Source organism: Hansschlegelia sp. (assembly GCF_035538955.1).
Lineage (GTDB): Bacteria > Pseudomonadota > Alphaproteobacteria > Rhizobiales > Methylopilaceae > Methylopila.
This window is the reverse complement of sequence record NZ_DATLJK010000017.1, coordinates 170,746-196,968: the sequence shown is the minus strand read 5'-3', so window position 1 is coordinate 196,968 and position 26,223 is coordinate 170,746. Positions and strand designations below refer to the sequence as shown.

The 26,223-nt window shown below is 68.3% G+C and carries 28 protein-coding genes; 13 read left to right on the top strand and 15 right to left on the bottom strand.

What is annotated here, in order from left to right:
• Nucleotides 1-67: 67 nt before the first annotated feature.
• The 3 genes from VM780_RS17565 to pip form a co-directional block, all read right to left on the bottom strand.
• Nucleotides 68-190 carry a DUF805 domain-containing protein gene (locus VM780_RS17565; RefSeq protein WP_422653644.1) on the bottom strand — a complete coding sequence of 41 codons (123 nt, stop codon included), beginning with the start codon at nucleotides 188-190 and terminating at the stop codon, nucleotides 68-70.
• A gap of 70 nt (nucleotides 191-260) precedes the next feature.
• Complete coding sequence (locus VM780_RS16960) at nucleotides 261-1,418, bottom strand: PQQ-dependent sugar dehydrogenase (RefSeq protein WP_325449476.1); 1,158 nt, start codon at nucleotides 1,416-1,418, stop codon at nucleotides 261-263.
• 99 nt (nucleotides 1,419-1,517) lie between these two features.
• A complete protein-coding gene (gene pip, locus VM780_RS16955) occupies nucleotides 1,518-2,501 on the bottom strand; it encodes a prolyl aminopeptidase (RefSeq protein ID WP_325449474.1) in 984 nt (327 codons plus the stop codon).
• A gap of 235 nt (nucleotides 2,502-2,736) precedes the next feature.
• On the opposite strand from pip, the gene VM780_RS16950 reads away from it, so the two are divergent.
• The 7 genes from VM780_RS16950 to VM780_RS16920 all read left to right on the top strand — a co-directional run bounded on the left by VM780_RS16950 (nucleotide 2,737) and on the right by VM780_RS16920 (nucleotide 11,515).
• On the top strand, nucleotides 2,737-4,116 hold the full coding sequence (locus tag VM780_RS16950; RefSeq protein WP_325449472.1) for a flagellar hook-basal body complex protein: 1,380 nt from the start codon (nucleotides 2,737-2,739) through the stop codon (nucleotides 4,114-4,116).
• 40 nt (nucleotides 4,117-4,156) lie between these two features.
• Nucleotides 4,157-5,995 (top strand): flagellar hook-associated protein FlgK, encoded by a 1,839-nt coding sequence (flgK, locus tag VM780_RS16945; RefSeq protein WP_325449470.1) that lies wholly within the window; start codon nucleotides 4,157-4,159, stop codon nucleotides 5,993-5,995.
• A gap of 20 nt (nucleotides 5,996-6,015) precedes the next feature.
• Nucleotides 6,016-7,572: a hypothetical protein gene (locus VM780_RS16940; RefSeq protein WP_325449468.1), complete on the top strand. Its 1,557-nt coding sequence runs from the start codon at nucleotides 6,016-6,018 to the stop codon at nucleotides 7,570-7,572.
• Between the two features lie 158 nt (nucleotides 7,573-7,730).
• Nucleotides 7,731-9,323, top strand: a complete 1,593-nt coding sequence (locus VM780_RS16935; RefSeq protein ID WP_325449466.1) for a flagellin — start codon at nucleotides 7,731-7,733, stop codon at nucleotides 9,321-9,323.
• 183 nt (nucleotides 9,324-9,506) lie between these two features.
• On the top strand, nucleotides 9,507-10,694 hold the full coding sequence (locus tag VM780_RS16930) for a hypothetical protein (RefSeq protein ID WP_325449465.1): 1,188 nt from the start codon (nucleotides 9,507-9,509) through the stop codon (nucleotides 10,692-10,694).
• Between the two features lie 85 nt (nucleotides 10,695-10,779).
• Nucleotides 10,780-11,214 carry a flagellar biosynthesis repressor FlbT gene (locus VM780_RS16925; RefSeq protein WP_325449463.1) on the top strand — a complete coding sequence of 145 codons (435 nt, stop codon included), beginning with the start codon at nucleotides 10,780-10,782 and terminating at the stop codon, nucleotides 11,212-11,214.
• A complete protein-coding gene (locus tag VM780_RS16920) occupies nucleotides 11,186-11,515 on the top strand; it encodes a flagellar biosynthesis regulator FlaF (protein WP_325449461.1) in 330 nt (109 codons plus the stop codon). The genes VM780_RS16925 and VM780_RS16920 overlap by 29 nt, the downstream gene beginning before the upstream one ends.
• A gap of 3 nt (nucleotides 11,516-11,518) precedes the next feature.
• Here the strand turns inward: VM780_RS16920 and VM780_RS16915 are convergent, their stop codons facing one another.
• From VM780_RS16915 to VM780_RS16900, 4 genes are all read right to left on the bottom strand, one after another.
• Nucleotides 11,519-11,845 (bottom strand): hypothetical protein, encoded by a 327-nt coding sequence (locus VM780_RS16915; protein ID WP_325449459.1) that lies wholly within the window; start codon nucleotides 11,843-11,845, stop codon nucleotides 11,519-11,521.
• 122 nt (nucleotides 11,846-11,967) lie between these two features.
• Nucleotides 11,968-12,453, bottom strand: coding sequence for a hypothetical protein (locus VM780_RS16910; protein ID WP_325449457.1), 486 nt, complete (start codon nucleotides 12,451-12,453; stop codon nucleotides 11,968-11,970).
• Entirely contained in the window at nucleotides 12,450-12,779 is a 330-nt protein-coding gene (locus VM780_RS16905) for a rod-binding protein (RefSeq protein WP_325449455.1), read from the bottom strand. The genes VM780_RS16910 and VM780_RS16905 overlap by 4 nt, the downstream gene beginning before the upstream one ends.
• Complete coding sequence (locus VM780_RS16900) at nucleotides 12,779-14,020, bottom strand: flagellar basal body P-ring protein FlgI (protein ID WP_325449453.1); 1,242 nt, start codon at nucleotides 14,018-14,020, stop codon at nucleotides 12,779-12,781. The genes VM780_RS16905 and VM780_RS16900 overlap by 1 nt, the downstream gene beginning before the upstream one ends.
• A 233-nt stretch (nucleotides 14,021-14,253) precedes the next feature.
• On the opposite strand from VM780_RS16900, the gene VM780_RS16895 reads away from it, so the two are divergent.
• From VM780_RS16895 to VM780_RS16885, 3 genes are all read left to right on the top strand, one after another.
• Nucleotides 14,254-14,658: a flagellar assembly protein FliX gene (locus VM780_RS16895; protein ID WP_325449451.1), complete on the top strand. Its 405-nt coding sequence runs from the start codon at nucleotides 14,254-14,256 to the stop codon at nucleotides 14,656-14,658.
• Nucleotides 14,659-14,811: 153 nt separating this feature from the next.
• Nucleotides 14,812-15,228, top strand: a complete 417-nt coding sequence (dksA, locus tag VM780_RS16890) for an RNA polymerase-binding protein DksA (protein ID WP_325449449.1) — start codon at nucleotides 14,812-14,814, stop codon at nucleotides 15,226-15,228.
• A gap of 80 nt (nucleotides 15,229-15,308) precedes the next feature.
• Nucleotides 15,309-17,159: an ABC transporter ATP-binding protein gene (locus VM780_RS16885; RefSeq protein WP_325449447.1), complete on the top strand. Its 1,851-nt coding sequence runs from the start codon at nucleotides 15,309-15,311 to the stop codon at nucleotides 17,157-17,159.
• Between the two features lie 2 nt (nucleotides 17,160-17,161).
• Here the strand turns inward: VM780_RS16885 and VM780_RS16880 are convergent, their stop codons facing one another.
• On the bottom strand, nucleotides 17,162-18,334 hold the full coding sequence (locus VM780_RS16880; protein WP_325449445.1) for a GGDEF domain-containing protein: 1,173 nt from the start codon (nucleotides 18,332-18,334) through the stop codon (nucleotides 17,162-17,164).
• A 267-nt stretch (nucleotides 18,335-18,601) separates the two neighbouring features.
• On the opposite strand from VM780_RS16880, the gene VM780_RS16875 reads away from it, so the two are divergent.
• Nucleotides 18,602-18,808, top strand: a complete 207-nt coding sequence (locus VM780_RS16875) for a hypothetical protein (protein ID WP_325449443.1) — start codon at nucleotides 18,602-18,604, stop codon at nucleotides 18,806-18,808.
• A gap of 2 nt (nucleotides 18,809-18,810) precedes the next feature.
• On the opposite strand, the gene glyS is transcribed toward VM780_RS16875, so the two are convergent.
• From glyS to VM780_RS16855, 4 genes are all read right to left on the bottom strand, one after another.
• On the bottom strand, nucleotides 18,811-20,868 hold the full coding sequence (glyS, locus tag VM780_RS16870; RefSeq protein WP_325449441.1) for a glycine--tRNA ligase subunit beta: 2,058 nt from the start codon (nucleotides 20,866-20,868) through the stop codon (nucleotides 18,811-18,813).
• Nucleotides 20,868-21,785, bottom strand: coding sequence for a glycine--tRNA ligase subunit alpha (locus tag VM780_RS16865; RefSeq protein ID WP_325449438.1), 918 nt, complete (start codon nucleotides 21,783-21,785; stop codon nucleotides 20,868-20,870). Before VM780_RS16865 ends, glyS begins: the two co-directional genes overlap by 1 nt.
• A 116-nt stretch (nucleotides 21,786-21,901) precedes the next feature.
• On the bottom strand, nucleotides 21,902-22,090 hold the full coding sequence (locus VM780_RS16860) for a hypothetical protein (protein WP_325449436.1): 189 nt from the start codon (nucleotides 22,088-22,090) through the stop codon (nucleotides 21,902-21,904).
• Nucleotides 22,091-22,165: 75 nt separating this feature from the next.
• Nucleotides 22,166-23,029 carry a S49 family peptidase gene (locus tag VM780_RS16855; RefSeq protein WP_325449722.1) on the bottom strand — a complete coding sequence of 288 codons (864 nt, stop codon included), beginning with the start codon at nucleotides 23,027-23,029 and terminating at the stop codon, nucleotides 22,166-22,168.
• 198 nt (nucleotides 23,030-23,227) lie between these two features.
• On the opposite strand from VM780_RS16855, the gene VM780_RS16850 reads away from it, so the two are divergent.
• A complete protein-coding gene (locus VM780_RS16850; protein WP_325449434.1) occupies nucleotides 23,228-23,521 on the top strand; it encodes a hypothetical protein in 294 nt (97 codons plus the stop codon).
• A gap of 55 nt (nucleotides 23,522-23,576) precedes the next feature.
• On the opposite strand, the gene VM780_RS16845 is transcribed toward VM780_RS16850, so the two are convergent.
• Nucleotides 23,577-24,338 (bottom strand): tRNA1(Val) (adenine(37)-N6)-methyltransferase, encoded by a 762-nt coding sequence (locus VM780_RS16845; RefSeq protein ID WP_325449432.1) that lies wholly within the window; start codon nucleotides 24,336-24,338, stop codon nucleotides 23,577-23,579.
• Nucleotides 24,335-24,565 (bottom strand): DUF2007 domain-containing protein, encoded by a 231-nt coding sequence (locus VM780_RS16840; RefSeq protein ID WP_325449430.1) that lies wholly within the window; start codon nucleotides 24,563-24,565, stop codon nucleotides 24,335-24,337. Before VM780_RS16840 ends, VM780_RS16845 begins: the two co-directional genes overlap by 4 nt.
• 315 nt (nucleotides 24,566-24,880) lie before the next feature.
• Here VM780_RS16840 and VM780_RS16835 point away from each other — a divergent pair, with 315 nt between their 5' ends.
• Nucleotides 24,881-25,900 (top strand): polyprenyl synthetase family protein, encoded by a 1,020-nt coding sequence (locus tag VM780_RS16835; RefSeq protein WP_325449428.1) that lies wholly within the window; start codon nucleotides 24,881-24,883, stop codon nucleotides 25,898-25,900.
• Between the two features lies 1 nt (nucleotide 25,901).
• Here VM780_RS16835 and VM780_RS16830 read toward each other — a convergent pair whose 3' ends face one another.
• Complete coding sequence (locus tag VM780_RS16830; protein ID WP_325449426.1) at nucleotides 25,902-26,222, bottom strand: YnfA family protein; 321 nt, start codon at nucleotides 26,220-26,222, stop codon at nucleotides 25,902-25,904.
• Nucleotide 26,223 lies beyond the last annotated feature (1 nt).

The following is a 26,223-nucleotide window of genomic DNA, read 5'->3' as shown; positions in this document are numbered from 1 at the left end:
GGGCGGCGTCCACCCCGCCCGCCGGGACTTGAGCGGCCGCCGGCTCCCCCCGGCGGCCGCTGACGTTTCAGCCATAGCGGTTGCGGCCAGGCGAACCCCGCTGGCAGAAGAAGACGATGAGGATGATCGCGCCGATCAACGGCAGGAAAATCCATAGATAGTTCCAGCCGCTCCGGTCGGTGTCGTGCAGCCTGCGAACCGCACCGGCGCCGAGGTTAGCCGAGGCGTCAGCGCCGTGGGCCGGAGATTTTAGTTCTTGCCTACGACTTCCCTGCCTTCCCCGGCTTCAGCCTCAGCACACGGCCGTCGTCGCTGTCGGTGAGCAGGTAGAGCAGACCATCCGGCCCCTGCCGCACGTCACGGATGCGCTCGCCAAGGTCTTCGAGCAGGCGCTCCTCGTGAACCACCTTGCCGTCCGCGAGTTCGAGCCGGTCGAGCATCGGGATCGCGAGGCCGCCGACAAAGACGCTGCCCTGCCAGCCCGGATAGGCGTCGCCGGTGTAGAAGACGAGGCCCGACGGGCCGATCGACGGATCCCAGTAATAGACCGGCTGCTCCATCCCCTCCTTCTCGGAACCCTCGCCGAGCTTGGCGCCGGAATACTCGCGGCCGTAGGAGATCACCGGCCACCCATAGTTTTTGCCGGCTTCCGGATGGTTGAGCTCGTCGCCGCCGCGCGGCCCGTGCTCGACCGTCCAGAGCCGTCCGGTTCCGGGCTCGATCGCCGCCCCCTGGATGTTGCGGTGACCGTACGACCAGATCTCGGGCTTGGCGTCCGCGCGGCCCGCGAAGGGATTGTCGGCCGCGGGCGCGCCGTCCGGCTCCAGCCGCACGACCTGTCCGAGAGTCTCGTCGAGCGCCTGCGCCTTGACGCGGAACTGGTCGTCTGACCGCTCGCCGGTGGTGACGAACAGCTTGCCGTCCGGCGCGAACGCGATCCTGGAGCCGAAGTGCCGGGTGGAGGCGTATTTCGGCGCCTGACGCCAGATCACCGCGACGTCCTCAAGCCGCGCGGCGTTGTCGGCGAGCCGGCCGCGGCCGAGAGCCGTGCCGTTGACGCCGCCCTCTCCGGCCTCCGCGAAGGTGAAGTAGACGAGCCGATTGTTCGCGAAATCCGGCGAGATCGCGACGTCGAACAGCCCGCCCTGACCGCGCGCGTCGACCTTCGGCATGCCGGTGACCGGCGCCGAGACTTTGCCGTCGGGCGAGATCAACCGCAGGCGGCCGGCCTTCTCGGTCACCAGCATGCGCTGGTCGGGCAGGAAGGCGAGCCCCCACGGCCTCTCCAGCCCCTCCGCCACGGTCTCCACCGAGATCGCCGGCTGTGGCTTCGCCGGATCCGTCCTGGCGCGCGTCTGCGCCGCGGCGAACGCCGCGCCCGCCGTCCCCGCGAGGATGCAGAAGGCGGCGACGCGCATGGTCGCTCGTGTCAGGCAACGCTGACGCATATCGTCTCCTCCCTCGGCTGCGGGGGCAGATGTAGCGCCGCCGGCGCGTCCTTCAAACCGGGCCGCCGGTCACCTGTCCGCGAAGGCGTCTGTCGCGCGGATGAGGCGGTCCAGAATGCCGGGTTCCGAGAACGCGTGGCCGGCGTCCGGCACGAGATGGAATTCCGCCTCCGGCCAGGCGCGTTTGAGGTCCCATGCGGTGACCGCCGGCGTCGCCACGTCGTAGCGCCCCTGCACGATGACGCCCGGGATGCCGTGCAGTCGGTGCGCCTCCCGGATCAGCTGCCCTTCCTCGAGCCAGCCGCCATGGGTGAAGTAGTGGTTCTCGATGCGCGCGAAGGCGAGCGCATAGGCGTCGCCGCCGTGTTGGCCGGCGAGCGTCGGATCCGGCAGCAGCGTGATGGTCTCGCCTTCCCACACGCTCCAGGCTTTGGCGGCTTCCAGACGAACGGAGAAATCCGCGCTCGTCAGACGTCTGCGGTAGGCGGCGATCAGGTCGTCCCGCTCCGCCTCCGGGATCGGGGCCAGGAAGCGCTCCCATTTGTCGGGGAACAGCAGCGAGGCCCCCGACTGGTAGTACCAGGCGAGCTCGAAGCGCCGCAGCGTGAAGATCCCGCGCAGGATCAGCCCGTTGACGCGATCCGGATGGGTCTGCGCGTAAGCGAGCGCAAGCGTCGAGCCCCATGAGCCGCCGAAAACCAGCCAGTTCTCGGCGCCCGTGAGTTCGCGCAGCCGCTCCATGTCGGCGACGAGATGCCAGGTGGTGTTCGCTTCCAGCTCGGCATGCGGCGTCGAGCGGCCGCAGCCGCGCTGGTCGAACAGCAATATCCGGTAGCGCTCCGGGTCGAACAGCCGCCGGTGCGCCGCCCCGCAGCCTCCCCCGGGGCCGCCATGAAGAAACACGACCGGCCGGCCGCGCGGGTTGCCGCAGAGCTCCCAATACACCCGGTGGCCATCGCCGACTTCGAGATGGCCGTGCTGGTAAGGCTCGATCGGCGGGTAGAGCTTGCGTCGCGCTCCGCCCGCGCCCGGCTTGCCGGCCGTGTCCGCCATGAATCATCTCCCGCCGGCAGCCACGGTCGCGCCCGGAACGGCGCGCGTCAACGCATGGCCGCCCGGCAGAAACTGCCGCGCGGCAGAGGATGCGCGGCGGATGGCGGCCGCCCGGGGGCGCTCAAGGCTTGAGAATGTTGATGTTTCGAGCTGGCGCGCGGCTTGCGTCAGGGCTCGGGGGGGCCGCGGCTTGCGCGCGCGGCCTGATGAGGTTCTGCGGCTTCGGGAGACGGCAATGGGTATCTTCGGCGCGCTGACGACGGCGGTGAGCGGGCTCCAGGCGCAATCCTACGCGCTTGAAAACATCTCGGGGAACATCGCGAATTCGCAGACCACCGGCTACAAGCGCACCGACACATCCTTTGCGGATCTGGTGCTGAGCGGCGACTTGAACGTCAACCGCCAGGTCTCGGGCTCGGTCCAGGCGTTCTCGCGCTCCAGCAACGAGGTGCAGGGCACGCTGCAGTCCTCGAGCTCCGGCACCTCGATCGCGATCAACGGCTCCGGCTTCTTCGTGGTGCAGGACAGCAGCGGCCAGGTCGACGGCAAGCCGACCTTCGGCGGCGGCGACCTCTACACCCGGCGCGGCGACTTCACGGTCGACAAGAACGGCTATGTGGTGAACGGCGCGGGCTACTTCCTGAAGGGCCTCGCGGTCGACTCGAAGACCGGCAACCCGACCGGTTCCGCCTCCGAGATCATCAAGCTGTCGAACGACTTCTACCCGGCCGAGGCGACCACCTCGATCACCTATCGGGCGAACCTGGCCTCGGCGCCGCAGACCGCCAACTACGTCTCCGGGGACGAGAGTTCTTGGCTGCTCGGCTCGAGCTTCGGCGCCAGCGTCACCGCGGACCAGTCCGACGCCTTCATCGCAAGCAGCGTCAGCGGCGACGCCGTCACGGTCTATGACGATAAGGGCACGGCCTACGACGTCCAGTTCCGCTGGGGCAAGGTGACGAACGAGGACGCGACGGCGGGCACGCAGGACACCTGGGCGCTCTACTACCTGTCCGACCCGGCCGCGACCGGCTCCGAGACCGCCTGGACCAAGGTGGACGCCGACCCCTCGGCGGCCGGAACGCAGAACTACGTGTTCAACTCGGACGGCGCGCTGGTGACGCCGAGCGACGGCGTCACCTCCATCGCCAACCTGACGATCGACGGGAAGTCGCTCGGCGCGGTCACGCTCGACCACGGAACCGGCCTCACCCAGTACGCCGACACCAACGGCGCGGTGACGACCAAGCAGCTGACCCAGAACGGCGTGTCGTCGGGCAACGTCGTCAGCGTCTCGATCAATGACGGCGGGCTCGTTAACGCGACCTACTCGAATGGCAAGTCGCGCACGCTCTACAAGGTGCCGGTGGTGAGCTTCTACGCCGACAACCAGCTCTCCCATGTGGACGGCGGCGCTTATCAGCAGACGGTCGCGTCCGGCGCTCCGATCGCCGGCGAGGGCGAGATCGTCGGCTCCGCGCTCGAGCAGTCCAATGTCGACATCGCGGACGAGTTCTCGAAGATGATCGTGACCCAGCAGGCCTATTCGGCCAACACCCGGGTGGTCACGACGTCCGATTCGATGATGCAGGACACGCTGAGCATGATCCGCTGACGGCGGCGGACGACGTCAGCTTACCTGAGGACCCGAAGAGATGGGCCTTTCCTCCGCGCTCGGCGCCGCGCTTTCTGGGCTGAAGGCGAGCCAGTCCGGCCTCGACCTCGTGGCGGCGAACGTCGCCAACGCGGGCGTCGCCGGTTACACCAAGAAGACGCTCGTCACCGAACAGGCGGTGGCGGGCGGCGTCACGGTCGGCGTCAAGGCGGACGACGTCCGCCGCGAGCTCGACGTCTATCTGCAGCGCCAGCTCCGCACCGAGACGGCCGGCGCAAGCTACGCAACGACGCGCGCCAACTATCTCGACCGGCTGCAGAGCGTCTTCGGCACGCCGGGCGGCGAGCTGTCGCTCGACAGCGTCGCACAGGATTTCGCAGGCGCGCTCGACGCCCTCGCCGCCTCTCCGGACGATCCGAGCGCTCGGTCGAACGTGCTGTCGCAGGCGCAGATCTTCGCGCAGACGCTGAACGGCGCCTCAAACAGCGTGCAGGAGCTGCGCGGCCAGGCCGACCAGGCGATGAGCGCTGGCGTCGACAAGGCCAACGAGGCGCTGAAGTCGATCGAAAGCCTGACGACTCAGATCGTCAGGGCGAGCGCGCAGGGACAGTCGACCGCGGCTCTCGAGGACCAGCGCGACCAGGCGATCGACACGCTGTCCTCGCTGATGGACGTCAAGGTGGAGGACCTTGGCGGCGGCCAGATCCGCGTCAAGACGCAGAGCGGCCTGTCGCTCTATGACGGCCAAGCCTCGACGCTGCAGTTCCAGCCGTCGAGCTCGATCGTGCCGGGGGCGCGATATTCCTCGGACGCTTCCGCCAGCAGTCTCGGAACCATCACCCTGGTGCGGCCCTCGGGCTATTCGGTCGATCTGCTCGCGAGCGGCCAGCTCCGCTCCGGCGAGCTTCGCGCGCTGGCCGATCTGCGCGACAAGACGTTCCCCCAGGCGCAGACCCAGCTCGACGAGCTCGCCTCCGGCCTCGCCCAGGCGCTCGGCTCCAACGTCACCGCCGGCAGCGCGATCGCCGGCGGCGTCGACCTCACGACGCAGGGCGCGCTGAGCGGCGACCGCCTTTCGGTCGCCTATTCGGTCGGCGGAACCACGCGCTCGGTGACGATCGTGAATGTCGGCGATGCGAGCAAGCTGCCGCTCGCCGACAGCCTGACGGCCGACCCGAACGACACCGTCATCGGGATCGACTTCTCGTCTCCGACCGCCGTAGCCGACCTTAATGCCGCGCTTGCTGCCAGAGGCGTCGGGATCAGCGCCTCGGCGAGCGCTGACGGCTTCGCGTTCACGTCGAACAGCGCCGCGCTCGAAATCTCCGGCGGCTCATCCCGGATCACCGCGACGGCGCTCTCGGGCGAAGGGCTCGCGCTGCCGGTGTTCGTCGACGGCGCCGGCGGAGGCCCGTACTCGAACAGCCTGGACGGGAACGCGCAGCGCACCGGCTTCGCCGGCCGCATCGCCGTCAATCCCGATCTGCTCGGCGACCCCGCCGCGCTCACCGCCTATGCGAGCGGGAGCGCCTCCGGCGACGACGCCCGACCGGTCTTCCTGCGGGACGCCCTTAAGGCCCAGACAAGTTTCAGCGCGGACACCGGGCTTGGCGGTCCGGGCTCGCCCTTCACCGGCTCCATCGTGAGCTTCGCGAGCGGCGTCATCAACATGCAGGCGAGCGCCAGCGCCGCCGCCACACGGATCGCCGACGGCCAGTCGCTGGTCGTGTCGGCGCTGACAGACCGCTTCTCCGAGTCCTCCGGCGTCGACACCGACGAGGAGATGGGCAAGCTCATCCAGCTCCAGACCGCCTACAGCGCCAATGCGCGCGTGATCACGGCGGTCAAGGAGATGCTCGACATGCTGATGAACGTTTGATGCCCGGCAAGGCCTGAACCATGACCTCGATCGGACCCTATGCGGCGAGCGGCGTCGGCCGCCCCAGCCTCGTCGACGCGCTGGCGAAGAGCAGGTCGCAGCTGAGCGACCTGACGCAGCAGCTTTCGACCGGGATGGTGTCGACCACCTATGCGGGGCTGGGCGACGGACGCGCGACCTCGCTCGCGATGCGGGCGAAGCTCGCCACGCTCTCCTCCTACGACGCCACCGCCGCGACCGTCAGCACGCGGGTCAGCCTCATGGCCACCGCCTTGCAGCGCCTCGACGACATCGGCGCGGAATACAAGCTCGCGGATCCGAACGACTTCACTCTGACCACCGGTTCGGTGACGGTCACGCAGTCTCAGGCCGCGATCGACCTGCAGGACGCGATCTCGCAGCTCAACACCGACGTGGGCGGGCGTTTCGTGTTCTCAGGACGCGCGACCGACACCAAGCCGGTGCTCTCCGCCGACGCCATTCTCTCGGATGACGGCAGCAAAGCGGGGCTGCGGACGGTGATCGCGGAGCGAAAGCTCGCGGACCTCGGCGCGGATGGCCGCGGCCGAATCGACGTCTCCGCAGTCTCCGGTTCCTCCTTCACCGTCGCCCAGGAGGCGTCGGGGCCATTCGGCTTCAAGATCTCGTCGCTGTCGTCGTCGATGACCAACGGCGCCGCGAGCGGCCCTACGGGCTCGCCCGCAGCGATCACGCTCGGCCTGACGGGACAGCCCGAGACCGGCGACCAGACGCGGGTCGGACTGACGCTGCCGGACGGCTCGACCGAGGAGATCGTGCTGACGGTCAAGGCCGCGGACGACGCCTCGGCGCTCGCCGAGGGCGAGTTCCGCATCGGCGCGACGCCTGAGGAGACCGCCGCCAACATGCGGGCGAGCTTCGACGCGGCGCTTAGGACCCGGGCCGACACGGCGCTGGTCGCGGCCTCCGCGGTTCAGGCCGGCGAGGACTTCTTCAACGCTCCTCCGGGCGGCGGCCCGGCCCGCGTCGCCGGTTTCGACGGGACCTATGCGAGCGACGCCGAGCGGATCGCGGCGCTGCAGAACGCGACCTCCCTCGACAGCACGGACTCCGCCGACAAGACCGTCTCCTGGTATGTCGGCGAGACCGGGACCGATGATCCGCGCAAGACCGCAGCGGCGAAGATCGACGACGGCGTCACCATCGCCTACGGGGCGCGGGCCAATGAGGCCGGCGCGCGCCAAGTGGTGCAGAACCTCGCCGTGTTCTCGGCGGTGACGTTTTCGGCTGACGACCCCAATGCGAAAGCCCGTTATTCGGCGCTCGCCAACCGGACCATTTCGGCGCTCGGCTCGAGCGACGCGACCGCCGCGGTCAAGACGATGACCACCGACCTCGCCACCGCCAACACCGCGATCAAGGCTGCGAGCAGCCGGCACGCGGCGGCCAAAACGATCGCCCAGGACGCAATCTCCAATGTGGAGAGCGTGGACAAGGACGAGGTGACGCTGAGGATACTGGCGCTACAGACGCAGCTCCAGGCGAGCTATCAGGCGACCGCGACGCTGAAGGACCTCAGCCTGGTCAACTTCCTGTAACGGTCGAGCTTCGCACTCTCTTAACCATGCCGAAAACTTCCCTCGCCGGATAGCGGAACCCGGCGGGCCTTTAACCCGCGCTTAGCGAGCCGGGCCAGACTGTCCTAGCGCGCCTCAGGACGGGGCGTCACATCAAACTCCTAGGACAGGAGACTGGCATGTCTGGCGTTACCCTGAGCGCTGCCGTTCGCTCGAACCTCCGTTCCCTTCAGTCGACTTCCGAGCTGATGGGCCAGACCGAGCAGCGCATCTCCACCGGCAAGAAGGTCAATTCGGCGCTCGACAACCCGTCGAGCTTCTTCACCGCGCAGGCTCTCGACCGCCGCGCGAGCGACCTGAACAACATGCTGGACAGCGTCTCCAACTCGGTCCAGACGCTGAAGGCTGCCGACAACGGCATCACCGCGATCAACGACGTGATCGAGAGCCTCAAGGCGACCGCCCGCAGCGCGGTGCAGTCGACCCAGGCAGTGACCACCAAGGCTTCGATCAGCTCTTCCGCGATCGCGAACCTGACCGAGACGAACCTGCTCGGCGGCACCTACACCAACGCGACCGTCGCCGGCTCGGCGGTCAACAACGACAACACCGGCACGGCCGCCGCGATCACCGGGGCGACCAAGCTGTCCGGAACGGCCGGCGCGTCTTCGGACAACCTGGCGAGCGGCCTCACCGCCGGCGAGTCGATCACGATCAACGGCACGAAGATCGACTTCGTCGCCTCGGGCGCGACCGGCAACCAGGTGAACATCACCGACGACGTGAGCACGCTGCTCTCGAAGATCGATGAGATCACCGGCGCCAGCACCGCCTCGACCGTCGCTTCCGGCAAGCTGACCATTAGCACCGGCGTCGACCGCGACCTGACGATCGCCGGCTCGAGCTCCACGCTGACGAAGCTCGGCCTGACCGCTGGCGACACCGCCCGCACCGCGCCGTCCGACACCAACCTCGCGAACAAGACCATCAAGGTCCAGGACCGCGACGGCAACACCAAGAGCCTCACCTTCAGCTCTGGCGGCATCGACACGCTCGACGAACTGAACAAGTTCTTCTCTGACAACAATGTCGACCTCGAGGCTTCGGTCTCCGTCGACTCTGCGACGAAGAAGGGCACGCTGACCTTCACGACGTCGAACGCCGCCGCCAACGAGACTCCGGTGGATCTCGAGGGCACTGCCACGGCGTCGGGTCAGGCGTTCGCGAGCGCCAGCTTCTCGGCTCCCGTCGTCAGCGGCGCGGGCAAGGACACCCGCGACAACTATCGCAAGGACTTCAACGACGCGCTGAAGCAGATCTCGTCGCTCGCCAAGGACGCGAGCTACAACGGCGTGAACCTGCTCAACGGCGACGACCTCAGCATCGTGTTCAACGAGGACGGCTCCTCGAAGCTCGACGTCAAGGGCGTCGACTTCGACGCTTCGAGCCTCGGGATCACCGAGGTCAGCGCGGACGACTTCTACGACTCGAACTCGATCAACGACGTCATCGCGAAGCTCGACAAGGCCGCCTCCACGCTGGAGCAGACCTCCTCGAAGTTCGGCTCGCAGCTGCAGATCGTGCAGACGCGGCAGACCTTCACGAAGAGCATGATCGGCACGCTGCAGGACGGCGCCGGCGCCCTCACCGACGCCGACACCAATGAAGAAGCCGCGAATCTCGCGACGCTTCAGACCAAGCAGTCGCTGATCGTCTCCTCGCTCTCGATCTCGACCTCGCAGGAGCAGAACATCCTGAGCCTGCTGCGCTGATCGCCAGCCGTCTCACGAGCATCTAGAAAGGGCGGAAGCTTCGGCTTCCGCCCTTTTCTCGTTTCATCGAGCCGCCTGATCGAGGAACGCCGCAACGAGCAATTAACCTTAACCGCTCATTAAGGTTAACAGCCTAGATTACGTCTGCGCCCTGCTGAGGCGTCTCCCGTTAGGAGCCCTTCAATGGCCGACGTCGTTCTCAATTCCGCTGTTCGCTCCAATCTCCGGAGCCTCCAGTCCACGACCGATCTCCTCAACCAGACCGAGGAGCGGCTGTCGACCGGTAAGAAGGTCAACTCGGCCTTCGACAATCCGTCGAGCTTCTTCACTGCGAACGCGCTGGACCGGCGGGCGAGCGACCTCAACACCCTGCTCGACACCGTTGGATCCTCGGTTCAGACGCTCAAGGCGGCGGACAACGGCATCAAGGCGATCACCGACATCGTGAACTCGCTCAAGGCGACAGCGCGATCGGCGCTTCAGTCGCCGCTCGCGGTCGAAACCAAGGCGGGCATCGAGTCGGATGCGCTCGGCGACGACGTGACCGCGCAGAACCTTCTCGGCGGAACGGTGCTGGCGAGCGGCGACACGCTGGTCGTCAAGGACAAGGACGGCGGCAACGTCACCGTGACGTTCGGCACGGCCGCCAACCAGGTCGACACGCTGGACGAGCTGAACGCCTATCTGGAGAAAAACAACGTTCTCCTGGACGCGACGTTCGACGCCACGACCCACAAGCTGAAGATCGAGACGGACAACTCCGTCGCCAACTCGACTCCCGGGGCGATCAGCGGCACTGCGACCGGCGCCACGAACGCCTTCACCACCACGACCTTCAGCGCGCCGGTGCTCGACGCTGCGGCCGCGCAGAAGCGCGCCGACTTCGCGGACGACTACAACGCCGCCCTAAAAGAGATCAACACGATCGCCAAGGACGCCAACTATAACGGCGTCAACCTGCTGATGGGCGACGATCTCGACGTCATCTTCAACGAGGACGGCTCGTCCAAGCTCAACGTCAAGGGCGTGCAGTTCGACGCCAACGGCGTCGGCCTGTCGGCGATCTCGGCGGACGACTTCTACGACTCCTCCTCGATCAACGGCGTGCTCGACCAGATCGAGAAATCGTTCAAGACCATCGAGGCGCAGTCCGCCAAGTTCGGCTCGCAGTTGCAGATCGTGCAGACCCGCGAGACCTTCACCAAGGACATGGTGGGCACGCTGCAGGACGGCGCCAACATGCTGACCGCCGCTGACACCAACGAGGAAGCCGCCAATCTCGCGACGCTGCAGACCAAGCAGTCGCTGATCGTCTCCTCGCTCTCGATCTCCACGCAGCAGGATTCCGCGATCCTCCAGCTCCTGCGCTGAAATCCCCTACCCTTTCTTCCAAAGCGCGGCGGAGGCCCAAGCCTCCGCCGCGCTTCGTTTTTGAAGCTGTGCTATCTGTCGCCGCATGACCCTGAAAGTCGAACTCAAGCCCGGCGAGCGCATCGTCATCGGCCGCTCCGTCGTGACCAACGGCGCCTCCCGCACAAGCCTTCTGATCGATGGCCAGGACCCCGTTCTGCGGGAGCGCGACATCCTGCAGGAGGACGAGGCGGACACGCCCGCCAAGCGCATCTGCTACGCAGTGCAGATGATGTATCTCGCCGGATCCACCGACCGGCTGCTGCCGATCTATACGGAGCTAACAAGGGACGCGTTGAAGGCGGCTCCCAGCATGCTCGAAATCGTCGAACGCATGAATAACTGCGTCTTAACCGGGGCGCTTTACAAAGCTTTCCGGGAAGCGCGCAAGTTGGTTGCGTACGAGGCGAGTATATTCGAGCATGCAGAGCGGAGCGCAGGCCTACGCGAGAATGGCGCAGACGACGGCGAACCCGCGTGAACGGGACGCTCAACTTCTCCTGAGAGCCGCAGCACGCTTTGCGGCTGCGCAGACCTCCAGCCCCTTCGATCAGTCCGGCGCTCGTCAGGCCGCGATCTTCAACCGCAAGCTCTGGACGGTGTTCCTGAGCTCGGTGATGCGGGCCGAGAACCCGCTCGACGCAGCCACCAAGGCGAACATCCGCAAGATCGCGCTGTTCGTGCTCGGCCGCTGCTCCTCGGTCGAAGCCGAGCCGCGCGCCGAACAGCTCACGGCCCTGATCGACATCAACCGCAACCTCGCAGAGGGCCTGCGCGGCTGAGCCTCAGACGAACCGCTCAAGCGATGGGCCGCGCGCATTGTCGGCGACAAGCGCGTCGATATAGGCCCTGAGCTTCAGCCGCGCCTCGCTGGGCGTCTGGGAGGTCACCTCCCCGCTCGTGACGTCGACGAGCCGGAACACGAAGGTCCCGGTGCGTTCGTCCTCCAGCACCTCCCGCCGGGAGGCTTCGGGGTCGGGCCCGGCCAGGCCTGGGGACCGCTGATCGCCCGTGCGCTCCGGCTGCGGCGCAGGCTCGACGCGCGCGCCGGCGCCGCCTGCGGCCCTTACGGCCGCGGCGGGCGTGACGAGCGATCCGATCGCAACGTCCATCTCCTCCCTCCGAGGATCGGCGCGATCACGAGGCCGCGCGGTGCCTATATTGCCGGAGGCCGCGTTAATTCGCTGTTAGGAGATGGGGTTAACGCACGCTTGTGCGAATCGCCGAGTCGCCGTCAAGCGCCGCGCGACAGCGTAATGGGCGCTGCGGACGGCCGCTGCTCGTAGGAGCCGCCGCGCGCGTCATAGGTGCGCGGCGCCGCCCGAGCGCCGACCTCTTCGGCGACGCCCCTCAGCAGGCTCTCGGCGACGGATCGCGCGGTGCCCAGCACGGCGAGATTTTCATCGAGCGCAGCCCGGAAGGCGACGTGCAGCCGCTCCACCTCGCCCACCGCGTCGCGCGGCTGCGCGGCCACCGCTTCGGCGCTCGCCTGCAGGCTCTGCACGTCGAGCATGTAGCGCCCGGACAATTCGCCCTTCGCCTGCCGCAACCCGTCAGCGGCGCCATAAGCGCCGGCGCGGACAAGGCGCGTCTCCTCGACGATCACCGCCGTCAGCCGCGCGACCGTGTCCGCGGTGCGCTCCAGGCGTTCCGCAGCCTCCTGCACGGACAGCGGAGACTTGGGCGCGGCGAGCGCCGCGGCGCGGCGTCGGTTGATCATGAGGATTGGCCTCCCTGCTGGATCGCGATGAGCTCGCGGCGCACGTCGTCGGCCAGGCCGATCCCGCCGCTGGCCGCAATGGTCTTGCCGTACTGGTCGGCGAGCATCGATCGGTAGGCGCTCCCGGCCTCGCCGGAGCCGAGCGGCCCGCCGTCGCCAAGTCCGGAGAACATCTGCTCCATCATCTGAGTGAGGTAGACGGCCTCGAAATCCTGCGCGACCGCGTCGAGCTTGTCTGCCGCCTTGGCGGGCGGCCTGGCGCCGTAGGCCTTCTGGGCTCCGAGCGCGGCAAGGGCCGGCGTGGCTGCAGCGGCGGCGTCGGCCATCACATCACCTCGATCTCGGCCTGCAGCGCGCCAGCGGCCTTGATCGCCTGCAGGATCGCGATCAGGTCGCGGGGCCCGACGCCGATGGCGTTCAGGCCATCCACGAGCTGCCGCAGGTTGACGCCCTCACGCACGATCGCGAGGCGGCGGTTTTTGTCTGTGTCGACGGAAATCTCGGTGCGTGGCGTCACCACAGTCTCGCCGTCGGTGAACGGCTCCGGCTGGCTGGCCACCGGCGTCTCGGTGATCGTCACGGTCAGATTTCCCTGGGCGACCGCCACGGTGGACACCCGCACGTCCTGGCCCATGACGATGATGCCGGAGCGCTCGTCGATGACGATCTTGGCGAGCTGATCGGGCTCCACGCGCAGCTGCTCCACCTCGGTCAGCAGCTGCACGATGTTGCCCTGGTAGCTCTTCGGCATCTTGAGCGCGACCGACGAGGGATCGAGCGGCTCGGCGACGCCTTTGCCGATGAACTGGTTGATCGCCGCCGCGATCCGGCGCGCGGTGGTGAGATCCGGATTGCGCAGCGCAAGGCGGACCGTGGAAAGGTTGTTCAGCGCGAACGGGATCTCGCGTTCGATGAGGCCGCCATTGGAGATCCGGCCCGTGGTGGGCACGCCGCGCACCACCTGGGCGGCTTCGCCCTGGGCGTTGAAGCCGATGACGGCGACGGAGCCTTGCGCGACCGCGTAGACCGCGCCGTCCGCGCCCATCAGCGGCGTGACGATCAGCGTGCCTCCCTGCAGGCTGGTGGAATCGCCCAGCGCCGAGACGGTCACGTCGATGCGGGTGCCCTGCGTGCCGAACGGCGGGAGATTGGCGGTCACCATCACGGCCGCGACGTTCTTGGTGCGGAGCGTGGCGCCGCGCGTGTTGACGCCGAGCCGCTCGAGCATCGACTGCAGGCTCTGCTTGGTGAAGGGCGCTGCGTTGAGCGTGTCGCCGGAGCCATTAAGGCCCACCACAAGGCCGTAGCCGACCAGCTGGTTCTCGCGGACGCCTTCGATGTCGGCGAGGTCCTTGATGCGCGAGGTGACGCCTCCCCTGCTTGGCCCGCCATCATCGCCATGGGCGAAGGCGTGGCCACGGGCCGACGCCTGCACGACGGCCCGGCTAGGCTGGGCGTAATCAGCCTTCACCGCCATGTCGGCGGCCAACCCAGGCGCGGCGGCGCAGCAGGTCAGCGCCGCGGCGAGCGCGGCGGAGACGAGACGGCGAACGGGACGGTGGAACATCGGAGGCGGCTTCGCAGAACGGTACTCTCGGCCGACGCCGATGCGAAGACCGTGCCGTTGGTCGTTACGCTTCAAAACTGAGGCGTTCCGCCGCCAGGGAGGTCTTCGCCCTCCCCCGCAGGCCCGGCAATATCCGGTCGCAGCCGGCAGATTCTGCCGGGTCATTAACGCGAAGTTAAGCATAACCGGTTCATGTGGCGAGGAGCGGAAGGAACCGCTGCGGGGGCGGCAGGATGCGAATCGACGGTCTCGGTCGCGCGTTCTCGGGCGGCGGCGCCGCCCGGACATCGGGGTCAGGCGGTTTCCGACTCTCGGATCCGGTCGCAACGGAGTCGCGACGCCCGGCGGCGCCGGCGCTGTCCGCGCCTGGGCTGGACGCGCTGCTGGCGCTTCAGGCCGAGGAGGAGACGCCGCGTCAGCGACGCCGACGCGCGATGCGCCGCGGCCGCGGGCTGCTGGACGCGCTGGACGGCCTCAAACTTGCATTGATCGACGGGCGCGCCGACCCGCGGGCTCTCGCGGGCTTGGCGCAGAACCTGGCGGAACGACGCGGCGAAACCGGCGATGCGGGACTCGACGAGACGCTCTCGGCCATCGAAGTGCGCGCCCAGGTCGAGCTCGCAAAGCGTGGGCTGTGACCCTCCCGGCGAGCACGGGTTTTTACGTATCGGAAAATTACGTATCGATATCAATGGCTTCGTGGTGAACGGAAGCGATTGTCGGGCGGCTAGCGGATGAGTATATTCCGCGCCGTCCGACCTCCCCCGCGTGCGGTACCCAGAGGCATCCACATGAGCGTCGAGTTGGCAGACGACTATCGGCCTTCAGAGACCGAACCGTTCATGAACGAGCGGCAGCGGCGCTACTTCCGCGACAAGCTGCTGAACTGGCGTGAGGAGATCCTGCGCGAGAGCCGCGAGACGCTCGAGCACCTGCAGGACGAGAATCAGAACCATCCCGATCTGGTCGATCGCGCGTCGTCGGAGACCGACCGGGCGATCGAGCTCCGCGCCCGCGACCGCCAGCGCAAGCTGATCGCCAAGATCGACGCTGCGCTCGCGCGGATCGAGGACGGGTCGTACGGCTATTGCGAGGAGACCGGCGAGCCGATCTCGCTTCGCCGCCTCGACGCCCGTCCGATCGCGACCCTGTCGATCGAGGCGCAGGAGCGCCATGAGCGCCGCGAGAAGGTTTATCGCGACGACTGAGCCGCTTCGCGGTCGCGACCACGCGGCTTCGCGCCCTTAGGGCCTTAAGTTCGCCCTGCGGAGGCGCCATATCTTGGCGCATGTTCCGCATTTTTGAATCTATCATCGATCCGACCGCGACGCCGGAGCGGCCAGAACCGCCGGCGCGGCTGCTTGGCTTTTACTGGCACTTCCTGCGGCAGGCCAAGGGGCTGTTCGGCGGCCTCCTGGTGGTCGGCCTGCTACTCGCGCTCGCCGACGCGTCAGTGCCGTTCTTCGTCGGCCGGGTCGTCACGCTGGTCACCCACACGCCGCCGGAGCGGCTGCTCGCCGAAGGCTGGCCGCTGATCGCGGGACTGGTCTGCACGGTTCTGGTGTTCCGCCCGGCCGTGCTGTTCGGGCGCGGCTTGATCGCCAATCAGGCGATCGGACCCGGCTTCTCGAACCTCATCCGCTGGCAGTCGCACTACCATGTGGTGCGGCAATCCTGGGGCTTCTTTCAGAACGATTTCGCGGGCCGGATCGCCAACAAGGTGATGCAGACGGGCCCGGCGCTGCGCGAGAGCGTGGTCCAGACGGTCGAGGCGATCTGGTACATCGCGGTCTACGGCGCGAGCGCCCTGCTGTTGCTCGGCTCCGCCGACCCCCGTCTCGCGATCCCGCTCGGCATCTGGTTCGTGGGCTATGCGGCGCTGCTCTGGCGGTTCGTGCCGCGCATGCGCGACCGCTCGCGCGCCGCTTCCGAGGCTCGCTCGCAGCTCACCGGGCGGATCGTCGACAGCTACACCAACATTCTGACCGTGAAGCTGTTCGCCCGCGCCCGCGCCGAGGACTCATATGTCGGCGAGGCGATGGACACGCTGATGTCGCGCTTCCAGCGGCAGTTCCGGCTGGTCACGGGCTTCGCGGTCTTGCTCCAGATCCTCAACGCGCTGCTGGTCTCGGCGGTCACCATCTCGGCGATCGCCCTCGCCTCCTCGCGGTCGATCGAGATCGGCGCGGTCGCGATGGCGATCCCGCTCTCCTGGCAGGTGGTCTCGATGTCGGGCTGGGTGGCGTTCCAGGTTTCGGCGATCTTCGAGAATGTCGGCGTGGTGCAGGAAGGGCTCGCGACCATTGCCCGGCCGCTGCAGCTCGCGGACGACGCCGCCGCCGAACCGATCGCGGTGCGGCACGGCGATATCCGGTTCGAGCGGGTGAGCTTCGGCTATGGCGCGCCGCGCAAGGTGATTGACGACTTCTCGCTGCACATCAGGCCCGGCGAGAAGATCGGCCTCGTCGGTCGCTCAGGCGCGGGCAAGTCGACGCTCGCGAACCTCCTGCTCAGGTTCTTCGATCCGGCCTCGGGGCGCATTCTGATCGACGGGGTCGACATCTCGCGCGCGACGCAGGAATCGCTTCGCGAGCAGATCTCCGTCGTGACGCAGGACACTTCGCTGCTGCACCGCTCGATCCGGGACAACATCGCCTATGGTCGGCCCGGCGCCAGCCAGGCCGAGATCGTCGCCGCCGCCAAGCGGGCGGAGGCGCACGACTTCATCCTCAATCTGAGCGACCTGCACGGCCGCACCGCCTATGACGCGCATGTCGGCGAGCGGGGCGTGAAGCTCTCGGGCGGCCAGCGTCAGAGGATCGCGATTGCGCGCGTGATCCTGAAGGACGCGCCGATCATCGTGCTCGACGAGGCGACCTCGGCGCTCGATTCCGAAGTCGAGGCCGCGATCCAGACGAGTCTCGACGCCGTCATGGCCGGCAAGACCGTCATCGCGGTGGCGCACCGGCTGTCGACGATCGCAAGAATGGATCGCCTGGTGGTGCTCGACGAGGGCCGCATCGTCGAGCAGGGCTCGCACGCCGAACTGATCGCGCGCGGCGGCCTCTACGCCGCGCTGTGGCGCAGACAATCCGGCGGGTTCCTCGATGACGGCCCGACGCAGGAGGCCGCCGAGTAGGCTCAGGCCGGCTCCTTGCGCTTCCACGCGGCGACCATGGCTTCGCTCCCCACCTGGCCGTCGGCCGCGTCGTAGAAGCGGAAACCGTCACGCCCCTGGGCTTTGGCGTGGTAGAGCGCCTGGTCCGCGCGGGCGATCAGATCCTGCACCGTCGATCCGTCTTTCGGCGCGAGGGCGATGCCGACGCTGACCCCGATGCGGATTTCCACGCCCTCGATCATGTAGGGCGCGCTGACGGCGCGAATGATGCGGCGCGCCAGCATCTCGGCCGCAGCAGCGTTCGGCGCGTCGGTCTGGACGATGATGAACTCGTCGCCGCCGACCCGGATCGCCGCGTCTTCGGGCCGGATGGCCGCTTCAAGCCTGCGGGCCACGGTCTTCAGCAGTTCGTCCCCCACCGGGTGGCCGTAGCGATCGTTCACCGGCTTGAAGCGGTCGAGGTCGAGGCAATGCACCGCGATTTCGGCCCCCCCGCGCCCGAGCCGACGGACGGCTGCGTCGGCGGCGTCGAGCAGCGCGAGCCGGTTCGGAAGCCCGGTGAGGTGGTCACGCCGCGCCAGAGCCCCGAGCTGCTGTTTGCTCGAAATCAGCGCCAGGGCGGTGCGGTGGCTGTGGGCGACGGTCTCGAAACTCGCAACGAGGAAGAACATCAGGAAGCCGGCGAGCACGGCGTCGTCGAGTCCGCCGCGCCAGAGGAGCGTCGCGACGATCGGGGTGGTCGCGACCACAGTGCTCGGAATGCAGATCCAGGGCCGGATCGCGACCCGGGTCACCATGCCGGCGCAATAGCCGAACAGCAGGCTCGTCGCCATGATCTGCAGAGGAACGGAGCCCGTGACGAGAATCCGGGACGACAGGGTCGCCAGGCAGACCGCGAACGCGATGCTTCCGACCAGATAAGCGCCCTCCCACCGGCAGGCCTCCGGAGCAGTGAGCGGAAGGGTCTCGGTCCGTCGGCGGAAGGCCCAGATCAGCGACAGGCGCAGGAGCGTGAGCACGCCGGCGAAGATGGTGAGTTCCGCCACGAACATGTCGCCATACTGGAAGAAGGCGAAGGCGCCGACGCCGGTCAGCGCGCCGCCGACGATCATGATCGGGAAGGCCGACGAGTAGAGCAGCCCGACGAGCTCCAGAAGGACAGAATCCGGGAGGGGCGCTCGTCCCAAGAAGCTCACCGAACGTTCACCTCCGGCTCGCGGGGCGCGTCTCGCGCCGAGCGCAAACGTCCGCGGCGTCTCTCGCGACGCTGGTCATGTTTAGAGCATCATAATAGGGGGCGCGGCCAGCGCGCCCAGCCTCCCGCCGAAGTCCCCGCGGGATTTCCCCAGCTCGCGGCGATCAATACTTTGTTGAACATAGCGCCTGATTGCAGCCGTACTCGCCGAAACGGAACTTGAAGCGACGCGTTGGAGCGCCAGGAGACCTTCGAGTCCGTGCGGGCCATGATCGATCCTGTCGAATCTCTCGCGATGAACCTGTTCAGCCGCGACCACCCTGACCGGCCGTGGTCGCAATACGACGCAGCGGAATCTGAAACGCAGGCGTCTGCGGAGGAGCGGTCGCTCTATCGCTGCTTCGCGCGGGCGCAACTCGCCGAACGCGCCGCGCTCCCCCGTGGGGGGCGCATCCACGTGCTGCACGCGCAGTAGCTTCAGCCTGCGATGCGGTCGAAATCCGCAAGCTCGCGCGTCGCGCGCCGCAGCCGCGCGAGCAGCTTCAGCCGGTTGGCGCGCAGCGCAGGCTCCGGCGCGTTCACCGTCACCTGATCGAAGAAGGCGTCGACCTCGGGCCGGAGCCGCGCGAGCGCCGCGGCCGCGTGCGCAAAATCCTCCCTGCGCACCGCGTCGGCCGCAGCCGGCGCGGCGAGATCGAGCGCCTTCGACAGGTCGATTTCGGCCTTCTCGGTCAGCAGGGCGCAGTCGGCCTCGCCCTCAAACGCGCCCGCGCCGTCCTTCTTCTCCTCGGCCCGAAGAATGTTCGCGGCGCGCTTGTAGCCGGCGAGCAGATTCTTGCCGTCGTCCGTCTCGAGCAGCCTTCCGAGGGCCTCGACCCGCCGGACGATCAGCAAGAGGTCGTCGTTGACGGACGCATCCACGCCGGCGGCGAGAGCGGCGTCCACAAGGTCGTGCCGCGCGCCCTGCTCGCGGAGCTGGACCTTGAGGCGGTCCGCGAAGAAGGCCAGCAGGTCCAACGCGACCTCGGCTCGCAGGACGGAAAGCAGCCGCAGCCGCAGCCCATTATCGAGGATGATGCGAACGACGCCGAGCGCCGCGCGCCTGAGCGCATAGGGGTCCTTGCTGCCCGTGGGCTTCTCGTCGATCGCCCAGAAGCCGACCAGCGTGTCGATCTTGTCGGCGAGCGCCACGGCGATCGACGTAGGCGCGGTCGGGACGCGGTCGGAAGGACCCTGCGGACGGTAATGCTCTTCGAGCGCCGCCGCGACCTCCGGGTCGAGCCCCTCGGCCTCAGCGTAGTAACGGCCCATCAGGCCCTGCAGCTCGGGGAACTCGCCGACCATCTCGGTGACGAGATCGGCCTTGGCGAGCCGCGCCGCCTGCCCGGCCTTGTCCGGATCGGCGCCCACCAGCGGCGCAAGCTCGCGGGCGAGCCGCTCGATGCGCTCGACGCGCTCATGCTGCGTGCCGAGCTTCTCGTGGAAGGTGATCGACTTCAGCTTCTCGAGCCGGTCTTGGAGGCGCGTCTTCTTGTCGGTCTCCCAGAAGAAGCGCGCGTCGGACAGCCGCGCCCGCACCACGCGCTCATTGCCGTGGACGATCGCCGCGCCGCCATCCGCCGCCTCCAGATTGGCGACGAGGATGAAGCGGTTGGCGAGCCGGCCGTCGGCGCGGCGCAGCACGAAGCATTTCTGGTTCGCCCGGATGGTCGCGCGAATGACCTCCTCGGGCACTTCGAGGAAATCCTCCTCGAAGGCGCCCATCAGCACGACCGGCCACTCGACGAGGCCCGCCACCTCCTCGACCAGCGCCTCGTCCTCGACCAGCTCTAGATTCTGCGCCTGCGGGAGCGTGCGGGCGTCGGCGCGGATCACGTCGCGGCGGCGCTCGGCGTCGAGCACCACATGAGCCTTCTGCAGGGCGTCCACGTAATCGTCGAAGCGCCTGACGCGGATCTCTCCCGGCGCATGGACCCGGTGCCCGCGCGTGAGATCGCCGGACACGATCCCGCCGATCTCGAAGCGGACGATCTCGGGCTCCTCCTGGGTCGAGCCGAACGTCGCGACGATCGAATGCAGCGGCCGCACCCAGCGCAGCGTTCCCGAGCCCCAGCGCATCGACTTGGGCCACGGGAAGCCGGCGATGATCGCCGGCATGATATCGGCGATGACTTCTGCGGTCGCGCGGCCGGGCTTCACGGTGCGGGCGACGTAGAAGTCCCCCTTCGGATCGGACTGGACGACGGCCTCGTCGATCGACGCCAAGCCCGCGGCCTTCAGGAAGCCCTCCAGCGCTTTTTCGGGCGCGCCGACGCGCGGTCCCTTGCGTTCCTCGCTGCGATCCGGCTGCCGCCCGGGCAGGCCTGCGACGACCAGCGCCAACCGGCGCGGCGTCACGAACGCTTTGGCGCCCTCATAGATCAGCCCGCGCTCGACCAGCGCGTCGGTGACGAGCCGCCTGAGATCGTCCGCAGCCCGCGCCTGCATGCGGGCCGGAATCTCTTCGGAGAGCAGTTCGAGAAGAAAATCGGGCATCAGGCAGCCGCTCCGCCGGCTTCGGTCTTGAGCCAGGCGGCGCCGCAGGCCTTGGCGAGATCACGCACACGCAGGATGTAACTCTGCCGCTCGGTCACCGAGATGACGCCGCGGGCGTCGAGCAGGTTGAAGGCGTGGCTCGCCTTGATGGCCTGGTCATAAGCCGGCATCGCCATCAGCCGGCCGTCGGCCTCGCCGGCCTCGATCAACGCGCGGCATTCCTTTTCCGCGTCCTGGAAATGCCGTTTCAGCAGCTCGACGTCCGCGTTCTCGAAATTGAACCGCGAATATTCCCGCTCGGCTTGCCGGAACACGTCCCCATAGGTGACCTTCTCGGCGCCCTCACGGCCATTGAAGTTGAGGTCGAAGCCGCGATCGACGCCCTGGATGTACATGGCGAGCCGTTCGAGCCCGTAGGTCAGCTCGCCGGACACCGGGTTGCAGTCGACGCCGGCGACCTGCTGGAAATAGGTGAACTGCGACACCTCCATGCCGTCGCACCAGCACTCCCAACCCAAGCCCCACGCGCCAAGCGTCGGGCTCTCCCAGTCGTCCTCGACGAAGCGCACGTCGTGCACCGTCGGATCGAGGCCGATGGCCTTGAGGCTGTCCAGATAGAGGTCCTGAAGGTTTTCGGGGCTCGGCTTCAGGATGACCTGGAACTGGTAGTAGTGCTGGAAGCGATTGGGGTTCTCGCCATAGCGCCCGTCCTTGGGCCGCCGGGAGGGCTGCACATAAGCGGCCTTCCAGGGGCGGGGGCCGAGCGCACGCAAGGTGGTCGCCGGGTGGAAGGTGCCGGCGCCGACCTCCATGTCGTAGGGCTGCAGGATGACGCAACCCTGCTCCGCCCAGAAGCGCTGCAACGTCAGAATGAGCCCCTGGAAGGACTTTTTGGGGCTCATCGGGTCGTCGGTCATGAGGAATGGGCCGTCCGGCTGCAAGGCGCGCGGACGCTAGTTGGGGCGTCTGGGAGGGTCAAGGCGCGATGGGCCGGATCTCAGCTTGGCCCGCGCCCAGCGACAATCGGCGCGTGCTACTGCGGCCGCCACTCGCCCGTGGCGGGGTCGCGCCTCAGCGTCGGACGCGCAGTCTGCTCGGCGACCGACGAAGCCGGCTCGTTGCGGTCGAGCTCACGGTTCACCCGCAGCCACTCGCGCTTCAGCGCCTTGGCGCCGAACACCGCCCCGGCGGCTGCGGCGGCGATCAGAAGAAAGGGCGGCATGCGCGCGCTCCGGTCACGGGCAATGATGGCGAATGCGACGATCGCCCGCGATCTTGGCCGCCGTGCGGCGGCCCGTCAAAGGCCGAAGCGGCCCCACAGCGCGCGCGCCTCGAGCGCCGCGAGCGCTTCTTCGGCGAGGCCCACGCCGACGCCCTCGCCGCGTCCCGAAAGTCGCTTCAGCAGCGGCGCCTTCGGCGTCACGGGCTTGAGTTCGACCTTGTCGCCCCAGCGCTCGCGCATCGTCGTGCGCAGATCGCCGAGCCGGTCGACGAGGCCGAGATCGAGCGCGGCGGCGCCGGACCAGAACGCGCCGGTGAACATGTCGGGGTGGTCCGACAGAGCCGCGCCGCGGCGTTCTTTCACAAGCTCGATGAAATGATCGTGCACCTCGCGCTGGAGCTCTTTCAGCCGCTCGACATCCTCGGCCTTCTCGGGCTGGAACGGATCCAGGATCGCCTTGTTGCGGCCCGAGGCGTAGAGCCGCCGATCGATCCCGAGCCGTTCGATCGCGCGGTCGAAGCCGAAGCCGGAGGAGACGACGCCGATCGAGCCGACGATGGACGACGGGTCGGCGACGATCTCGTCGGCCGCGCAGGCGATCATGTAGCCGCCCGAGGCCGCGACATCCTCCACGAAGGCCGCCACGCCGATCTCCTTCTCGCGGCTCAGCGCGCGAATGCGCTGGTGGATCAGGTGCGACTGCACCGGCGAGCCGCCCGGCGAATTGACGATGAGCGCCACCTCCTTCGTCCCCGGCACGGCGAACGCCTTGTCGAGGGCTGCGGCGACGCCGGCCATCGTGACGCTCTGACGCAACGGCCCGCCCATGCCGATCGCGCCGTGCAGCCGGACGACAGGAACCACCGGCCGCTCGCTCCGGAGGCGCTCGGGGAGAATGGGCGCGGCGAGGCGGCGGAGAGCGGCGAAGGATGTGGTCATGCGGCTGGATATAGGCGACGCCGCGTCGGTCACAACGACCAGCGCCCGGCGGATGAACATCCTCTGAACGGGTGCGTCATAGCGGGTTCAGCCGAAGCGGCCTATTCGTGGAACCAAGCCGGCCGCCGCCTGCGTTTCATCGCACGGGAAGCCGGCCGGCGGGTCTGCCGCCGCTCTGGGTTCAACGAGGAGGACATCATGGTTCGTAACTTTGTTCTCGCTACGGCGCTCGCGGCCGGCGCCTTCGCCCTCGCTCCCGCGCCCGCCTCGGCTGGCGTCTACATCGGCGTCGGCGGCCCCTACTACGGCTACGGCTACGGCCACCGCCACCACTACCGGCCGTATTACCGTCCGTATCGGCCCTACTACCGGCCGTATCGCGCCTACCGCTCCTATGGGCCGCGGTGTCGCATCGTCACCCGGCGCTACTGGAACGGCTACCGCTACGTTGTCCGTCGGCAGGAGACCTGCAACCGGCGCTACTGGCGCTGACCCTATCTAACTGACATCGAAGCGCCCCCTGGAGGGGCGCTTCGATCGGCTCGCGTCAGTCGAGCGCAAAAGTCGTCTCGCCTCTCTGCGCCGCCTCGCAGCGTTTGGTGAAGGCGCCGTCGGCGTCGTGCAGCACGAGCCCCGGCAGCAGGGCGAGCGGCCCGCGCCGAGCCTTCCGGGCGGCGACGATGATCCTCGCAGCCGGCTGATCGGCGCGCGGGTGAACCGGCAGCACGCGAACGTCTCCGAACCGATTTTCAAGCGCGTCCAGAACCTCGCCCAGCGCCTCCGCCCGGTGGATCAGGACAAACGCCCCCCCCGGCCTCAGCAAGCGGTTGGCCGCCTGCGCCCACTCGCTGAGAAGCCCGGGCGTCGCGCCGTGCGCGCGCGATTTCGTGGCGTCCGGCGACAACCGGAATCGGGCCTCGTCGTCGAATGGCGGGTTCGACACGACGAGATCACAGGATCCCGCGGACGGCTCCGCAGGGCCGCGTCCCGTCCCGAGAGTCGCGACGTCGGCGCAGGACGCACAGGCGCGATCCTCCAGGCCGTTGCGCCTGATGTTCTCCGCCGCAAGCGCCGCCAGATCCTCGTCGATCTCCACCAGTGTGACGCGGGCCGCGCCGGCGCAGGCCAGCGCGAGCCCGACGGCGCCGGTTCCGGTCCCCAGATCCGCCGCCACAGCCTCCGCCGACAGCCGCGAACGCGCCGCCGCGACCAGCAGAGCGGCGTCCGTCCCGACACGATGTCCCCGTCGAGGCTGAAGGAGGCGCAGACGCCCCCCGAAAAACAGATCGTCCGTGACCTCGCGGCTCACGGCGTCTCAGGGCGCAGTTCGTGAGAGAGGCCGCTTTCCACCAGCGCGCGGCGCGCCCGCGCCGCATCCTCTTCGGGGACCAGCACGCGGCTCGCCAGAATCCCGAGCGAGCCCTCAAGGACGCTCATGTTGCCGTCGACCACGACCGGCTCGATCCCTTCCTCCGCGAGCCTCGCCCGGACGAAGGACAGCAGAACCGGATCGTTGCTTCTGATGATTTCCCGCAAGAGTCATCGCCTGTGTTGGAGCGCAGCGCGTCTTCTGTGGGTTTAACGCTTTTGGCAGGGAGCGCCACGGCAAGGCCCAACTTCGGCCCGCCGGGCCGGTCATGAACTCCCGGTCCTCGGGACCCGGAGTTCGTCATGCGTGCTGAAGTGGTCGCTCTCGCCGTCGCCGTCCTCCTGCTGCTGTTCGCCTCGCAGAAGCTGCTCGCGGCCCGGGCGGTGCTGCCGGTCTGAGCCGCGCCCGCGTTTTACGGCTTGCCCGCCCCAAGGGGCATGGCTACGGTCCGCGCCGGTCCGAGGCAGTTGGGAGCGCTCCGATTGGGCGTTGTAGTGCCGTTAGAGGAGCGCGCCGCCGGGACTGACGCCGGCCTCGCGCCCCTCCTCAAGCTGGTCGCTCCAGCCATGGAGCGCGTCAACGTCTTCATCCTGTCGCGGACCGGCTCCGAGGTCGTGATGATCCCGGAGGTGGCGAACCACCTGATCTCGTCCGGCGGCAAGCGACTGCGTCCGATGCTGACGCTCGCGACTGCGGCGCTTTGCGGCTATTCGGGCGACGGCGACGTGAAGCTCGCCGCGGCCGTCGAATTCATGCACACCGCGACGCTGCTGCACGACGACGTCGTCGACGGCTCCGAGATGCGGCGCGGCAAGCTCGCCGCCCGGATGCTGTGGGGCAACGAGGCGAGCGTGCTGGTCGGCGACTTCCTGCTCGGTCAGGCCTTCAAGATGATGGTCGAGGTCGGTTCGCTGGAGGCGTTGCGCATCCTCTCGGAGGCCGCCGCCGTGATCGCCGAGGGCGAGGTCATGCAGCTCGCCGCCGCCAAGAACACCGCGACCACCGAGGACGAATATCTGGCGGTCGTGCGCGGCAAGACGGCCGAGCTGTTCGCCGCCGCCTGCGAGGTCGGGCCGGTGATCGCCGGCCGGCCGCGCGCCGAACAGGCCGCCGCCCGGTCCTACGGCATGAATCTCGGCATCGCCTTCCAGCTGGTCGACGACGCGCTCGACTATGGCGGCCGCGAGGCCAAGCTCGGCAAGAAGGTCGGCGACGATTTCCGCGAGGGCAAGATCACGCTGCCCGTGGTGCTCGCCTATCGGCGCGGCTCAGCCGAAGAACGCCTGTTCTGGAAGCGCACGCTCGAGGATGGCGACGCGCAGGACGCTGACCTTGCCGAGGCGATCCGCCTGCTCGGAAAGCACGGCGCGATCGAAGACACGCTCGCCCGCGCCCGGCATTACGGCGCGATGGCGCGCGACGCGCTGGCGCTGTTCGAGGACCGGTCGGAAGCTCGCGCCTTGCTCGACGTGATCGGCTTTGTCACCGCCCGGGCGCACTAGTTCACCCTCGCGGTCCGAACAGCACCACCGCGGCGCCGGCGAGGCAGAGAGCGGAGCCCGAAATGTCCCAGCGGTCGGGCCTGACGCCTTCCACCGCCCAGAGCCAGGCCAGCGAGGCCGCGACGTAGACGCCGCCATAGGCGGCGTAGGCGCGGCCGGCGTCGTCGACCTCCACGCGGGTGAGCAGCCAGGCGAACAGCAGCAGCGAGGCTGCGCCGGCCGCAAGCCAGACCGGCGGCGCGCCCTGCCGCAGCACCGCCCAGAAGGCGAAGCAGCCGGCGATTTCGGCTCCGGCGGCGGCCGCGTAGATCGCAGGCGTCATA